Source organism: Neptunomonas phycophila (assembly GCF_001922575.1).
Lineage (GTDB): Bacteria > Pseudomonadota > Gammaproteobacteria > Pseudomonadales > Balneatricaceae > Neptunomonas > Neptunomonas phycophila.
In genome coordinates, this window is the sequence record NZ_MRCI01000001.1 from 2,549,222 (window position 1) to 2,563,829 (window position 14,608).

At 45.5% G+C, this 14,608-nt stretch carries 17 protein-coding genes and 1 tRNA gene; 8 read left to right on the forward strand and 10 right to left on the reverse strand.

Translation table 11 applies throughout. The annotated features are described in order from the left end of the window. Positions 1 to 171: 171 nt before the first annotated feature. Both BS617_RS11595 and kdgK read left to right on the forward strand, forming a co-directional pair. Positions 172 to 510, forward strand: coding sequence for a cupin domain-containing protein (locus BS617_RS11595; RefSeq protein WP_075172956.1), 339 nt, complete (start codon positions 172 to 174; stop codon positions 508 to 510). A gap of 18 nt (positions 511 to 528) precedes the next feature. Further along, complete coding sequence (kdgK, locus tag BS617_RS11600) at positions 529 to 1,455, forward strand: 2-dehydro-3-deoxygluconokinase (RefSeq protein WP_075172957.1); 927 nt, start codon at positions 529 to 531, stop codon at positions 1,453 to 1,455. Between the two features lie 95 nt (positions 1,456 to 1,550). Here kdgK and BS617_RS11605 read toward each other — a convergent pair. The 4 genes from BS617_RS11605 to BS617_RS11620 all read right to left on the reverse strand — a co-directional run bounded on the left by BS617_RS11605 (position 1,551) and on the right by BS617_RS11620 (position 3,663). Further along, positions 1,551 to 1,627: transfer RNA gene (locus BS617_RS11605), tRNA-Met, on the reverse strand. A gap of 46 nt (positions 1,628 to 1,673) precedes the next feature. Continuing rightward, on the reverse strand, positions 1,674 to 2,081 hold the full coding sequence (locus BS617_RS11610; RefSeq protein WP_075172958.1) for a PilZ domain-containing protein: 408 nt from the start codon (positions 2,079 to 2,081) through the stop codon (positions 1,674 to 1,676). Then, the gene (locus tag BS617_RS11615; protein WP_075172959.1) at positions 2,078 to 2,875 is read right to left on the reverse strand and encodes an OmpA family protein; all 798 of its coding nucleotides are present in this window, start codon (positions 2,873 to 2,875) and stop codon (positions 2,078 to 2,080) included. Before BS617_RS11615 ends, BS617_RS11610 begins: the two co-directional genes overlap by 4 nt. Continuing rightward, positions 2,872 to 3,663, reverse strand: coding sequence for a motility protein A (locus tag BS617_RS11620; RefSeq protein ID WP_075172960.1), 792 nt, complete (start codon positions 3,661 to 3,663; stop codon positions 2,872 to 2,874). Before BS617_RS11620 ends, BS617_RS11615 begins: the two co-directional genes overlap by 4 nt. 72 nt (positions 3,664 to 3,735) lie before the next feature. On the opposite strand from BS617_RS11620, the gene BS617_RS11625 reads away from it, so the two are divergent. Further along, on the forward strand, positions 3,736 to 4,608 hold the full coding sequence (locus BS617_RS11625) for a DUF72 domain-containing protein (RefSeq protein WP_075172961.1): 873 nt from the start codon (positions 3,736 to 3,738) through the stop codon (positions 4,606 to 4,608). Further along, complete coding sequence (locus BS617_RS11630; protein ID WP_075172962.1) at positions 4,608 to 5,216, forward strand: DsbA family protein; 609 nt, start codon at positions 4,608 to 4,610, stop codon at positions 5,214 to 5,216. Before BS617_RS11625 ends, BS617_RS11630 begins: the two co-directional genes overlap by 1 nt. A gap of 79 nt (positions 5,217 to 5,295) precedes the next feature. Here BS617_RS11630 and BS617_RS18480 read toward each other — a convergent pair whose 3' ends face one another. Further along, positions 5,296 to 5,745, reverse strand: a complete 450-nt coding sequence (locus BS617_RS18480; RefSeq protein ID WP_075172963.1) for a cold-shock protein — start codon at positions 5,743 to 5,745, stop codon at positions 5,296 to 5,298. Between the two features lie 174 nt (positions 5,746 to 5,919). Here BS617_RS18480 and BS617_RS11640 point away from each other — a divergent pair, with 174 nt between their 5' ends. Both BS617_RS11640 and BS617_RS11645 read left to right on the forward strand, forming a co-directional pair. Beyond that, positions 5,920 to 6,135: a SlyX family protein gene (locus BS617_RS11640; protein ID WP_075172964.1), complete on the forward strand. Its 216-nt coding sequence runs from the start codon at positions 5,920 to 5,922 to the stop codon at positions 6,133 to 6,135. A gap of 14 nt (positions 6,136 to 6,149) precedes the next feature. Continuing rightward, positions 6,150 to 8,441 (forward strand): 1-acyl-sn-glycerol-3-phosphate acyltransferase, encoded by a 2,292-nt coding sequence (locus BS617_RS11645; protein WP_075172965.1) that lies wholly within the window; start codon positions 6,150 to 6,152, stop codon positions 8,439 to 8,441. Positions 8,442 to 8,564: 123 nt separating this feature from the next. Here BS617_RS11645 and BS617_RS11650 read toward each other — a convergent pair whose 3' ends face one another. Beyond that, entirely contained in the window at positions 8,565 to 9,365 is an 801-nt protein-coding gene (locus BS617_RS11650; RefSeq protein WP_075172966.1) for a class I SAM-dependent methyltransferase, read from the reverse strand. Between the two features lie 171 nt (positions 9,366 to 9,536). On the opposite strand from BS617_RS11650, the gene BS617_RS11655 reads away from it, so the two are divergent. Next, positions 9,537 to 9,758: a penicillin-binding protein gene (locus BS617_RS11655; protein ID WP_075172967.1), complete on the forward strand. Its 222-nt coding sequence runs from the start codon at positions 9,537 to 9,539 to the stop codon at positions 9,756 to 9,758. Positions 9,759 to 9,827: 69 nt separating this feature from the next. Here BS617_RS11655 and BS617_RS11660 read toward each other — a convergent pair whose 3' ends face one another. The 4 genes from BS617_RS11660 to mpl all read right to left on the reverse strand — a co-directional run bounded on the left by BS617_RS11660 (position 9,828) and on the right by mpl (position 13,437). Then, entirely contained in the window at positions 9,828 to 10,628 is an 801-nt protein-coding gene (locus BS617_RS11660) for an undecaprenyl-diphosphate phosphatase (RefSeq protein WP_075172968.1), read from the reverse strand. Then, positions 10,629 to 11,330 (reverse strand): tRNA (adenosine(37)-N6)-threonylcarbamoyltransferase complex dimerization subunit type 1 TsaB, encoded by a 702-nt coding sequence (gene tsaB, locus BS617_RS11665; RefSeq protein ID WP_075172969.1) that lies wholly within the window; start codon positions 11,328 to 11,330, stop codon positions 10,629 to 10,631. A 76-nt stretch (positions 11,331 to 11,406) separates the two neighbouring features. Continuing rightward, positions 11,407 to 12,039: a flavin prenyltransferase UbiX gene (locus BS617_RS11670; RefSeq protein WP_075172970.1), complete on the reverse strand. Its 633-nt coding sequence runs from the start codon at positions 12,037 to 12,039 to the stop codon at positions 11,407 to 11,409. A gap of 30 nt (positions 12,040 to 12,069) precedes the next feature. Continuing rightward, positions 12,070 to 13,437, reverse strand: coding sequence for a UDP-N-acetylmuramate:L-alanyl-gamma-D-glutamyl-meso-diaminopimelate ligase (gene mpl / locus BS617_RS11675; RefSeq protein WP_075172971.1), 1,368 nt, complete (start codon positions 13,435 to 13,437; stop codon positions 12,070 to 12,072). A gap of 156 nt (positions 13,438 to 13,593) precedes the next feature. On the opposite strand from mpl, the gene BS617_RS11680 reads away from it, so the two are divergent. Next, positions 13,594 to 14,580 (forward strand): class 1 fructose-bisphosphatase, encoded by a 987-nt coding sequence (locus BS617_RS11680; RefSeq protein WP_075172972.1) that lies wholly within the window; start codon positions 13,594 to 13,596, stop codon positions 14,578 to 14,580. Positions 14,581 to 14,608 lie beyond the last annotated feature (28 nt).

Here is a 14,608-nt window from a genome sequence, read left to right on the forward strand (position 1 = left end):
CCTCTCCACCTCCTTTAGCCAGTGAGCCTCTCACTGGCTCTTTTTTGGACAAGAAGAAGAGCTAACCAATGTTAACAAACTATCCACAGCTACTGACTAATTGCACTAATGCAGAAATCAATTTCACTAGCTGCATAATACTTAAGCGAAAGAAAACGACGGAGGCTAGATGTGAGCCCTTTTTTTAATTCACAACAACATACTTGGGATGATTTGGGCGGCGGTATTAAACGTAAGATTGTCGGTTATACCGACAGTTTAATGGCCGTCCATGTGTGCTTCGAAAAAGGAGCTATCGGCACACCTCATGCCCATGAAATACACGATCAAATCGGTTATGTCGTCGCAGGCAGTTTCGAAGCAGAAGTTAACGGACAAAAACAAATCATCAAAGCGGGTGATGCTTACATTGCCCATAAACACTTTATTCACGGGGCTGTCGCGCTCGAAGACAACAGCATATTACTGGACGTTTTCTCTCCATTACGTGAAGACTTTCTTCTTGACTAAATTGGCTATAGGTAACTTATGACAACATTAACTATTGCCTGCATCGGCGAGTGCATGGTTGAACTACAAACCAAAGAAGGTGATATAAAACAGTCTTATGGTGGAGATACGTTAAACACCGCTGTTTATCTATCACGACTTACAGCCCAGCACGATATTCAAGTCCACTATGTCACTGCATTGGGTATGGACCCTTTTAGCCATTCAATGATTGAAAGCTGGCGCCAAGAAGGCATTAATACCGATTTGGTCATGTGCTTAACCGACAAATGCCCTGGCATTTATTACATCGAAATCGATCATACCGGTGAAAGAAGCTTTTACTATTGGCGTAATGACTCAGCGGCCCGTTATTTATTTTGTCAGAAAGAAACCCCTTCTTTGTTGCAACAACTCATGCACTTTGATGCACTGTATTTAAGCGGGATTTCATTAGCTATCTTGTCAGAGCAAGATAGGGAAACACTCCTCACCTTTTTGAGCAGCTATAAGACACATGGCGGCAAAGTCTTCTTTGATAACAACTTTCGCAAACAATTGTGGCCATCACAGGAGGAAGCGATTTATTGGTATAATCGCGCGCTACAAGTGACAGATACCGCCCTGCTTACATTTGATGATGAGATAGAAATATACGGCGAGCATGCAATCGATGCTTGCATTGAAAGATCGCTTAACGCCAATGTACGAGAAGTGATCATCAAGCGTGGCGCCGACAATTGCTTCGTGGTAGTGGAAGGCAACGTATCAGAAGTACCTGCGTTAAAAGTAGACAACATAGTCGATACAAATGCCGCTGGGGACTCATTTAACGCTGGATTTTTAAAGACACGCTTATTACAAGGAACCGCCGCCGATGCCGCCGCATCGGGTCATAAGCTTGCATCAACCGTAATAAAACATAAGGGAGCTGTTATTCCTAAAGCGTTCATGCCTAAGCTATAACCGCCTGTTGACTCTAACTAACACCCTACCTCTAGGCACAAAAAAGCCTAACTAAATGACTGATTCCTCAGACGCTTAGTTAGGCTATTTTGAAGTGGTAGCGGGAACAGGATTTGAACCTATGACCTTCGGGTTATGAGCCCGACGAGCTACCAGACTGCTCCATCCCGCATCAACTTGGTGCGAATACTACAGAGACTTTTTACGATACGCAAGCACTATTTATCAACATCACCCGTGGTTTGAGGCTCGCCATCATCATCCGGTCTATTAGCACGGCGGATTTCCTTTTTCTGGCATTCCACTATAAGCGACGTTATCCGGCTAATGTCTCGCTCACTGGCATTCTCGAACTCACCGGCATATTCTGGTTTTTGTTTACGAATTAAGCGCAGATCACATTCTATTAAATAATCCCTGTCTGTCGTAAATGCGAGCTGTATTGGGTAGATTTCTTTCTTGGCATCACCGGGGAACAAAAACGCAATACCGTGAGCTGAAATATTGATAATTTCCATACTAATACCGGCAATTTTTAGCTCAACAGCATCATCAGCATGAGGCGTTACCCTGAAATTGCGGCGCTTTGCATCTTCATCAATATCGATTTCGATTTTAGGCTTCATGGCTCCTCCACCTTTTCTAGTACAAACTCTATACGCCTATTTTCTGCTTGGCCATCCAGTGTGCTGTTGGAAGCCAACGGCATTGAATCACCATATCCGGTGGCAGTAACCCGAGCTGGCTGAATTCCTCCGCGCATAAAATAGCGTAATACGGTTGTTGCACGTACAGCAGATAGTTCCCAATTCGTAGGAAACTGAGGAGTGTTAATGGGCACGTTATCAGTATGACCTTGAATGTCTACGTGGTATTCGGGGTACTTTTCTAAAATCTCAATTACGCTATCCATGATTGGCATCATTCCACGCTTAAACGCCGTATCTCCTGATTCAAACGCAACTGAGCCATTCACTTTAATTCGTATTTTTCCATCTTTAGGGTCAGTAACCGTTAAGTCATCTTGCACCCCCATGGATGCAAAAACGTCTTTTAAGCTATTACTGATGTACATTTGATCTTGCAGATCAGTGTTTTCGGGCAACTCAGGAGCTATTGGCTTTTCAGGTTCTGAAACAATCAAATCTGACGGCACCATTTCACTGGGATTTTCAGTTTCTAAGGTATCAGGAGGAGTGATAGTGGGGGCTTTCAGCTCCTCCGGTAATGGGACAATACTACCGCCATCGTCACCCAGGGCTTTTTGGAATGCACGTGCCATGTTAGAAAATTCAACTTTTTCAAGTGACGACATCGAGAATAAGAGTACAAAGAAAACCAACAACAGCGTCATCAAATCAGCATAGGTCGTCAAAAAGCCTTGATCAGACTCTTCTGTCACTAGCCGGTTCATCGTCATTTTGTTTTACCTTTTGCCGGAGCTGCTTTATCACTATTGATAGGTTTACGTTCGCGCTCTGGCAAATACGAAGATAACTGCTCATATACATGTGCATAATGATCATTGGTCAATATGCTGATACTGCCCTCGCGAATAATTTCTAAATTAGTCACCTCAAGTACCGTGCGGGCCTTGAGCTTACCGGCTATAGGTAAAAACATCATAGTCGCCATTACAGATCCGTAAAACGTGGTTAACAACGCAACAGCCATGGCTGGGCCAAGCTTATCGGGGTTGTCTAACTCACTTAACATTTGGATCAACCCTATCAGCGTTCCTAACATCCCAAACGCAGGAGCATAGGTACCCATTTTCCTAAAGACGTCTTGCACCGCAAAATGCCTAGCCAGCAGGGAATCAATTTCATTTTGCAATGTGTTACGAATCACTTGCTCAGAAGCCGCCTCAGATAACAAATTACAGGCGCGCTTGAGCACTGCAGAATCTGTCTTTACATCACCTAATTTTAGTAGCCCATGACGATGGCTGATTTTACTCAACTTAATCATAGTATCTATCATCTCAATGGGGTTGGTGTTGTCCCGTGTAAAGACGATGTAGGCTCCTTTAAAGGCATTGGTTACATCTTTAAATTGAACCGTCAACAAGGTTGCTGCCATCGTGCCGCCAATGACGATCATTAAGCCAGGCACATTGACAAAAATATCTGCACTGCCGCCAATAAATATAGCGGATACAATTAGGACCAATCCTGAAATAATGCCAACTAAAGAAGCGATATCCATTTAAAACTTTACTCCGCTTTAACGCAGCTCAATGACTTGTGTCTCGACGTATCAATCGGCACCATAGTGACCATGACGATTAATCAGCACACACCTTATTACTTAGGACTTGCCCAGTGGCACCATCCCGCATGGTATACAACAGCAGACTCTTCATCCTTAGCGCTTGCTCTTTATTCTAAGGCTTTTACCAGTGTAGAAGGAAACAGTAGCTTTTACGGACTACCATCCACAAAAAGTATTGATGACTGGGCAAAGAGAGCTCACTCCCCCTTTGCTTTTTGCTTTAAATTTCCGCAAAGAATTACTCATCATTCAGCACTCTACCAATGTGATCGGCAAGTCACTGAATTTCTTAACCGAATTGCGCCCCTAGGTGATAAAACGGGAGTGCTTTGGTTGCAGATGAATAGTCAATTCAGCCCTGAACATCTCGAACGGCTTTCACGCTTCCTTGGCAACTTAGCGCCAGACTTTGAATATGGTATAGAAGTCAGGAATCTCGGTTTTTTTGATAAAGCCGATAATGAAAAGCGCTTTAATCAAATATTGATGCAGCATGGCGTTAATCGTGTCAGCTTCGATACTCGCGCACTTTTTGCCCACCCTAAAAATGACCCTGTTACTCAGGAAGCTTTTCGAGCAAAACCTCGTATGCCAGTGCACGTTATCGCCACAGGTAACAGCCCTATTATTCGTTTCATTACGCCTTTAGATATCGAATTAGGCTATGACTATTTAGCACCTTGGATAAAAAAAGTGGCTGGGTGGATTCACGAAGGGAAAAAACCTTATTTATTTTTTCACACTCCCGACAACCAAGCCGCGCCTCAACTGGCGCAGTATTTTAATGAACAACTGAAAGCTTTATGCCCGCAAGTGCCGAGCCTTCAACTCCCATCACATACGTGGTTAAACAATACATCGCAGACGGAGCTATTTTAATGACACTCTTTTACATTATGGACCCTATGTGCAGTTGGTGTTACGGCTTCCACCCGAGCATCAATGCTATTAGAGAAAAGTGGCCTCAACTGGATATTCAATACATTACGGGTGGTTTAGCACCGGACTCAGATGAACCTATGCCAATAGAAATGCAAAACCACCTGCGTTCAGTCTGGCAGCAAATTGAAGCCCGTACTGGTGTTTCATTTAATACAGAGTTCTGGGATACATGTGCGCCACGCAGAAGCACATACCCCGCCTGTCGTGCCGTCAACATAGCCGCACAACTGCTCGATAATGGAGCCGCTTTAATGACGCAGGCAATACAGCAGGCCTATTATCAAGATGCGAAGAACCCTTCCGATAACAGCACTCTGATCGCCTTGGCCGTATCCATAGGTCTTAATAAAGAGGATTTTAGTGCAGCGTTAACCAGCCAAGAAGCCCAACGCACTCTAGAAGAAAATATCGAATTTGCTCACGCTTTGGGCGCTCAAGGATTTCCCGCCCTTCGCTATGAGGATAAAGGCCAGTATTACAGGGTCAGTGATGGGTATGTCGCCCCAGAAACAATTATCAAACGCCTCGAAAACCTAATTCAATAGCGCTACTGCATTCTACAGGCATAAAAAAAGCGGAAGCCATAAATGACTTCCGCTCTTGTAACAATGCGTTAGCTAACGATTAGCTACGAACAATTGATACGTCTTCGGCCTGTAAGCCTTTATCACTTTCACGTGCATTAAAACGAACACGCTGACCTTCACTTAACGAACGATGCCCACGACCACGGATGTTACGGAAGTGAACAAATACATCATCGCCGTTTTCGCGGGTAATAAAACCAAACCCTTTTGACACGTTAAACCATTTTACTGTGCCCAGTTCACGGTCATCATTTTCATAGTCAATGTCATCTTCTTCGTCGTCAAAATGCTCAGCAGCAGACACTGCACCTGCACTTTTTCCACCAAGACAACCAACCAGTTGACTGATTAAAACAATTACAAAACACACACCCAACACCAATGGCGTTAGCCCGATTTCTACTCCAGCAACCGCCTTAAGCAAAACTGGAATCAACAATGCTGCAACAGCACTAGCTACTATACGAATAATTAAGTTACCGCTCATATTTATATATATCTCTTGTCATGATAATTACTATTATAAAAGACGCTACCTTCAAAGCTTAGGCAACAACCGCTCAGATATACAGAATAATACTCAACTATTCAATAGCTTACCCATAAATGAGCTTTTTACTGTAAACTAAAGGCTGATATAAACAGCGATACGGCCATTAAAATGCCAGAAAATGATCAAGAACAACGTATTTCAGATTTAGAAATGCGCGTAGCTTTTCAAGAAGATACACTCGACAAACTTAGCGATGTGATTGCCGAGCAAGATCGTATAATTACTGATCTGCGCCGGGCTATCACTCTCTTGAATGACCAACTCAAAAAAGTGGATACTCGGCAAGACCTTCCATCAGATGAGCCGCCACCACCGCACTATTAAGCAGGTTAACCATTATGCATTTGGTTAAGAATATCAGAAAGTTAGCCATTCACCTGTGGATAAAAACTAACGTCCAAGGGGCCGCATTATTGCAGCCGGATAAACAACGCCTTTATATTTTGCAATCGGGCAGGCCTTCGCATCGTTTACTGCTGCGCAAGCATTTGAAGCTCAACTCAAATAAGGTGCCTAACGCGCGTATTTTATCCTTACATGACTTACCGAGCTTACTCAAACGCCTAGAATCACAAGTTGAGAAGCTCAGTTTTGATCCTATGGCGCCTGATATCCAGTTAATACCGGTATCGATTTACCATGGTCGTCTTCCCGAGCGGATTAACCTAACACCGCTACAACGCTTAAATCGCTGGCTGCAACGTGAAAACAGCCTTATAGGCCATTGCTTTCAGATTTTGCTCAATGGTCGGCAAACCTTGTTACAACTCGACCAACCTTTATCGCTTAAAGATGAAATACACCGTCACCCGCATCAGCCTGCAGGCGTGATTGCCCACCAAATACAGCAAGCATTAGACGCTCACTTTACGAAAAGACGTATAGCCATTAGAGGCCCAGAACTCTCAGGCCGCGAAACCATGCTCAACACCGTGATTAATGCGCCACAAATACGTCAACAAATCGCTCTAATAGCCACCAACACTGGACAGCTCGTTGACGAAGTAGAAAACCAAGCACGACGCAAGCTCGATGGCATAGCGGCTAACCTAAGCCCTTCTACCGCCAAAGTTCTAGAGCCTCTGTTAAGCTTTTTATGGCGAAAAGTTTACAACCGGGTGCATATTCAAGGCACGGAACAACTGCAAGCCTGCGCAGCTAACCACCAGCTTGTGTACCTCCCCTGCCATAAAAGCCATATGGACTACCTCATGTTGTCTTGGGCTTTATATAAACACGGCCTTATGATCCCTCATGTGGCCGCTGGCGAAAATTTAAACGTCCCTGTGTTAGGCAGTATTTTAAAACGCGGTGGCGCCATTTTTATGCGACGCCGTTTTAAAGGGAGTGATTTATACCCGCATTTGTTCAAAGAATACCTTGCCTACATGGCCAGCAGAGGGCACTCGCTAGAATACTTCATTGAGGGAGGCCGAAGCCGAACCGGCAGATTACTGCCAGCTAAAACAGGCCTGTTATCGATGACAATTGAAAATTTTGCAAAGTCACCCGACAAGCCCGTAGCGTTAGTACCCGTATGGATTAGTTACGACAAATTAGTAGAAAGCGATACTTACCAACGTGAACTCGACGGTGCTGAAAAAAGTGGTGAGTCTTTCCTTGGTGCCATTAAAACCTTACGCAAGTTTAGTCACAAATTTGGCGAAGCGGCGCTGAGTTTTGGGGACCCCATCCTGCTAGAGCAAGCAATTGATACAACCAACGCCATTCGCCCCCAAATCGATACGCTTGGTTTTCAAGTTTTGCAGCATATCAACAGTGCTTTGTACGCTAACCAAACCGCACTGATTGCTACCGTGCTTTTAACAGAATCAAAACTATCACTACCGCGCTCACGGCTTATAGCAAGTATTGAGCAGCTTATCTGTGTGCTTCGTAAGCTACCCAATGCGCCACGCCAACTAGCGCAAGGCGATATTAATGAATGGATTGATTTAGCCGTTGAGCGCCATCAATTAACAGCTGACCAACACATCATTAGCCTCAATGAAGCCCAAGCGCGAGAAATGAGTTTTTACCGCAACCAATTACATTCGTTAACCGTCCTTGCTGGTTGTTACGTAATGCTCGTTAAACGTTACGAAAAGCCTACGCCACAAAACATGCCGCGGCTGTTACAAACTCTTTACCCCTACCTACGGGCAGAATTGTTCTTACCGTGGAAACAAACTCAGACCACACCTGCGTTTAGGGAGCTACGTATTGGGCTCGAAGAAAACCAATTGCTGACTCGCGAAGACACGCACCTTAAAGTGGTCGATTCGCATATTAACCGGGTATTGATCCGTACTGCAGAACCTATTCTGATTCGTTATTTTATTGTATTTAGGCTATTGACGGACACAGGGCTATCAACTGAAGACTTGATTAGCGAAAGCCAACGTATTGCGCTTAGCATACATCACCACTTTGGTTTTCATTCACCCGAGTATAGTGATGCTAAAATGTTGCAGCTTTTCATTGACCAGCTTTTCGAGCAAGAAGTACTCACAAAAGCCGATGATATAGTCATGCTGCATAATGACAGTAAGGCATTTATTCGCCGCGCGCGCCAGTTCCTATCAAGCAGCTTAGTGACGTTAGTAGAACGGGAACTACACCGCTATTAACGCTTACCGTTAATAAAGGAGAATGAGGCATTCAACACGATCAAATTACGAGCTACTATCAAATTACGTAGCTCGTTTCTATAAACACCACACGCTATTGGCGCTATGGGCTTTAACAAATACTTAAGCCAGTTTGCTCAGTGCGTAAATATCGTAACGACTCGATTTACCTTCTAACTGATAACTCGGCTTTCGTTCATTAATAGTGGGGGATTTACGTGGCCGCTTCACAACCACACGGGCAATAGCCTTTTCAATGGCCGCTTCTAGTAAGCCCGAAGCATCGTGATCATCGCCCACCACATCGCGAAAGATCCGCATCTCCTTCTTTACTAAAGCTGTTTTGTCCGTATGAGGAAACATAGGATCCAGATAGATAACCTGAGGCCTTTGGGCCTGATTCATCTGTGTTATGTACTCGATCGCATTGGCCTGCTGCAGCGACATACGCTGAGCAATATCAGCAACTTCTTCATCTTGCAGGGCGCGCGCCAAACCATCCGCTAACAATGCGTGAACGACTGGCGAGCGCTCTGTCATCGTCACTTCACACCCTAGCGTAGCTAGCACAAAGCTATCCTTGCCTAAGCCTGCTGTCGCATCTAAGACGGTTGGGCGCACCCCACCTTTGATACCCACAGCCTTTGCAATCATCTGTCCGCTGCCGCCACCAAATTTGCGCCGATGCGCCACAGCGCCTGTTACAAAATCCGCCCACACAGGGCCCGGAGCTTTCTTGCCCGTTTGTTGTAATTTAAAGCCCTCAAACGTAACCCATAATAATAATGGGTCAACGGCTTGTTTAACATCACTGACCACACCAACATACGTTAACTGCAATGCGCTAGCTAATTCTTGGGCTGTTTTCTGTAACACGGAATCGACCGCAGCCACCACTGGCTGGCCGCTGAACTCATCACCCATATACTAGGCCTTATACATCAGAAAAAATTGAATATACGATAGCAAAAAAAGCGATTTAAGGCTTTTGCCTTAGCCATTTACCCCCAGATTTAACAAAAATAGGTATGATAGTGGCCAGAAAATATCACGCCATACAACGAAGACGCCCAATGGGCCAATGATGAGGTAACTATGAGCGAAAAAATGAACGAAACCGCGTTAATGGCACTAAAAATTGCGTTTAGTTATATGCCCAAAGCAATCGAGGTTACCAAGTACGAATACGGGGATCGTTATCAAAAAGTCCTAGACCATATTGAAGCCGTCCGAGAAACCCTACTGATAAACGATGTTGATCCCGACGAAGTTGATGGTGATATCAACCCCGAAAGCACGCCTAACTCTTCTTATTAGTTAATAATAAGAATTAGCTGCGCCCTCCCCCACAGCTCTGATAAAAGCAGCGTGGGGGAGCGATTCAATTCAAGCAAAAAAGTAAACGCCTAAGAGCAACACACCTAGAGCGAAGCGGTAAATAACAAACGGTAACATACCAATTTGGTTCAGCCATTTTAAAAACAAGTAAATACAGGTGAGTGCGCTAATCGCTGATAAAACAACGCCCCCCAACACATATTCCCATTGCGCTGTTGTTCCCGTTTGCCACAATTCCAGACCTTTGTAGCTACCCGCTGCCATAATGATAGGGATTGATAGCAGGAAAGAAAAACGAGCAGCGGCCTGACGAGTAAAGCCCAACATTAATGCGGCGGTCATCGTTATACCCGAGCGAGACGTCCCTGGGATAATCGCAACTGCTTGCGCAATACCAATCCACATAGCTTGCTTAAACGTGATATTTTCAAGTGGTTCCACTTCGGTACGTGTGCTGTCGGCATACCACAAAAGCGCACCAAAAATCAGCGTTGTACCGGCGATCACTAAAATGGAGCGCCCATACGCATCAATCCAGTCATTAATTAAAAAGCCAAAAATTAGCGCCGGTACCGTGGCAAAAATAACAAACCAAGCAATACGCCCATCAGCCGAATTTTCGCCCTTAAATGAAGCAAAAAAAGCCTTAATCATCGACCAAATATCCTGACGGAAATAAAAGACAACCGCGGCTAATGTGCCCACATGAACACCTACATCAAATGCCAACCCTTGATCTTCCCAACCCAGCAGTTGAGACGGCAGAATAAGGTGAGCTGAGCTTGATATCGGCAAAAACTCCGTTAAGCCTTGAATTAATGCCAATACGACCGTCTGAAACCAATCCATCTATTGTTGATCCTTCTTTTTCCATGCGACATCATCGCGTAAGTACACTGGCAACGCCTCTTCAGGCGCTACCGCTTTTCCCTGCTTCCAATCAACGACCGCTATACGCACCATATCCGCTGCACTGGGGTACACGTCTTTCTCAATCTGGGTGACAGCATCTGTCAACTCAGATGACATATCTTCTTTGTAACACCAGCCCGACCCTGCCCCTAACCATGATGAAGCGTCAGCGAGACTTTTATCATGGGGTAAACGCACATTGGCAGGAGCATCCACTCGTTCATCCCCAATCAATTGAGGCAATCCATCGACCTCCTGATAAGCGCCCCAGTAAACTTCATTCATGCGCGCATCCAATACAGAAACAACCTGTGGGTAGCCTTTGCGGTGCTGAGCTAAGGCCAACGCCGCCAAAGTGGATACCGGAAGCAATGCAATCCCTGCACCAAAAGCAAGGCCTTGCGCCACCCCTGTCGCAATACGAATACCCGCAAACGAACCAGGACCACGCCCAAAGGCAATTGCATCAAGATCATTCACTGTTATAGAAGACGCCTTCAACAATGCATCTATCATGGGTAACAGCTCTTTAGTATGTTGACGCGGTATTACACGAAAATCCTCATGGATTTCGCCATCCAGACTCAAGGCAACAGAACAAGCGTCTGTTGACGTATCAAGTGCCAGAATTTTAGCCATTAAAATTGCTCCGTTAGTACAGCCAGTATATTACTCACCCTGCATGACACTTTGCGTACGACAAGGTATGTACATATTAATCAGATGATGAGATTAGAGATTCGCCCCAACGCGGCATCAGGGTTTGCTCAATCCCTATTTGCGACAGGATCCGTGCAACCACAAAATCGACCAGATCTTCAATGCACTTAGGTTGATGATAAAAGCCGGGGCTAGCAGGCAATATTACAGCCCCCATGCGGGTAAGTTTCAGCATATTCTCTAGATGAATCTCAGAATAAGGGGCCTCGCGGGGGACCAAGATTAACTGCCGGCGCTCCTTTAACGCGACATCAGCCGCACGTTCAATAAGGTTGTTACTTGCCCCTGTCGCGATAGCCGATAAGCTACCCGTGCTGCATGGACAAACCACCATAGTTGAAGGCGCGCCTGAACCTGAAGCGACAGGCGCCATCCACTGTTCTCGTGAGAACACCTTAATTTGGTTTGGTTTAGCACTCAGCAACTGCGTAAAAAAGCGCTCTTGCTCTGCACTACCTCCAGGGAGCTGCAAGGTAGTTTCGGTCGCAGTAACCACTTTAGCGGCTTGCGAAATCATCACAAACACCTGCACCTCGGCAGCCACTAAACATTGCAATAGGCGTATCGCATACTGAACACCCGACGCCCCCGTAATTGCTAGCGTTACTCGCTGTTTAAAATCGCTCACATCGTACCTATTAATTATTTAAAGACCACACTAATTAGCCAGCGCATTCAGTATCTTCTGATGAATACCGGCAAAGCCACCATTACTCATAACCACTACTTGAGTACCCGAAGGTAGGCCGGTGCACTGCTGAACAATTGAATCTATGGATTCACAGACTTGTTGGTGGGGATGCCCTTCTATCACATCATCTAATGACCACCCCATACCTGCAGGTTGATACCAAATTACCTGATCAGCGATGGCGGCCGACTCAGCCAAAAGTGCGCGATGAGCCCCCAAACGCATTGTATTAGAGCGAGGCTCAATCACAGCAACAATCGGCTGTTTACCCACACTCGCGCGTAAGCCTGCAAGCGTAGTTTCAATGGCTGTTGGGTGATGGGCAAAATCGTCATAAACCGTCACGCCCGCCACTTCACCAATTTTTTCCATACGACGTTTCACGCCACCAAATTGACAAAGAGCATCAATAGCATGCTTTGGCAAAACACCAACATGGCGTGCGGCAATAATAGCCATTAACCCGTTTGACACGCTGTGTTGGCCTGTTTGCCCCCAACGTACACAACCTTGAAGCTCTCCTTCAAGGTAAATATTGAATGCACTGCCGTCCTCAGCCACCAGCTCCACATGCCAAGGCGTATCGGTTTGCTTAGAAGATGGGTCTAAGGATGCTTTAACAACTGGCGACCAACACCCCATGGACAATACGTCATCCAACGCAGGTTCGGCGTCCGATAAAATGATCTGCCCATTGGCAGGAATAGTACGTATCAGATGATGAAATTGGCGCTGTATGGCCGCCAAATCAGGAAAAATATCAGCGTGATCATACTCAAGGTTATTCAAAACCACTGTCCGCGGACGATAGTGAACAAACTTTGATCGCTTATCAAAGAAAGCCGTATCGTATTCATCTGCCTCGATGACAAAAAACGGAGATCCGCCTAGACGCGCTGACACTTCAAAATTTTTGGGTACGCCGCCAATCAGATAACCTGGCTCCATACCTGCATACTCTAGTATCCAAGTGAGCATAGAGGTTGTCGTGGTTTTACCGTGCGTCCCCGCGATTGCTAGTACCCACTTATCTTGTAAAACATACTCGCATAACCACTGTGGGCCAGACACATAATGCAAGCCTTGATCTAGCACATACTCAACGGCCGGATTACCACGAGACATGGCATTCCCCACCACGACTAAATCAGGAGCCGGTTGCAGGTGCTCAGCCTGATAGCCTTCCATTAGCTCAATGCCTTGAGCTTCTAACTGCGTACTCATCGGTGGATATACGTTAGCATCGGAACCGGTCACTTTATAACCCAATTCACGCGCTAATAATGCTAATGACCCCATGAAGGTACCGCAGATTCCCAATATATGAATATGCACCCAACAATCTCCTTAAAACGAATGCCTCCAATAATACCGTCATTGACACAAAACCGCGTGGTTTTATCCCGCATTTTTACCCTAAACCCATGATTTTCGCCCATGAATCACGTAAAATCCTTTCATATCTAATCCCAAACAAAGGTAAAAACCCTCATGCAACTGCTTAGCCAGTTTCTACGTCGTCAAGACACTGATGAAGAATTAATGGATCTAATCACCACTTTAACGGTGGCATGCAAGGAAATCGCATTAAAGTTGAGACAAGGGGCGTTGGCCGGCGTATTAGGCACAACGGACAATACCAACGTGCAGGGGGAGAGCCAGAAAAAGTTAGATATTATTTCTAATGAGATTTTGAAAACCGTTCTACTCAACCACACCTTGGTAGCAGGTGTTGCTTCAGAGGAAGAAAGCTGGCCAGTTCCGGGTAACAAAGATGGCCGTTTCTTAGTTCTCTTTGACCCGCTTGACGGCTCGTCCAATATTGATGTGAACGTGTCTGTTGGTACCATCTTCTCTATCCTAGAAGCCCCTGAAGGCGAAGACTTCAGTACCGAGCAGCCTTACCTTCAATCAGGCCGCAAACAATTGGCGGCTGGATATGTTTTATACGGCCCATCAGCTTTGTTAGTACTCACCACGGGCCAAGGTGTGAATATGTTCACCCTGTCACATACAGGCGATTTCTTGCTAACGCATGAAAATGTCCAAATTCCAGAAGAAACACGTGAGTTTGCTATTAACATGTCAAACCACCGTCACTGGGAACAACCTATGCGTGACTACATTGGCGATGTGTTATTGGGTGCTGATGGCCCACGAGAAAAGAACTTTAATATGCGTTGGATCGCATCAATGGTCGCCGAAGTTCACCGTGTTCTGACACGCGGTGGTATCTTTGCGTATCCATGGGACGCACGCACGCCTAAGAAGCCTGGCAAACTTCGTATCATGTACGAAGGTAACCCAATGAGCATGCTGGTAGAGCAAGCAGGCGGTCTAGCCACAAACTGCTACAAAAACGTAATGGATGTCCAACCAGACGACATCCACGAACGTGTCTCTGTTGCACTGGGCTCTTCTAAAGAAGTAGAGATACTTCTTGAGTACCACAAAAAAGGTGTGAGCAAAGACGACTAATCACCGGTAAGTCGTATTCAAACTATCG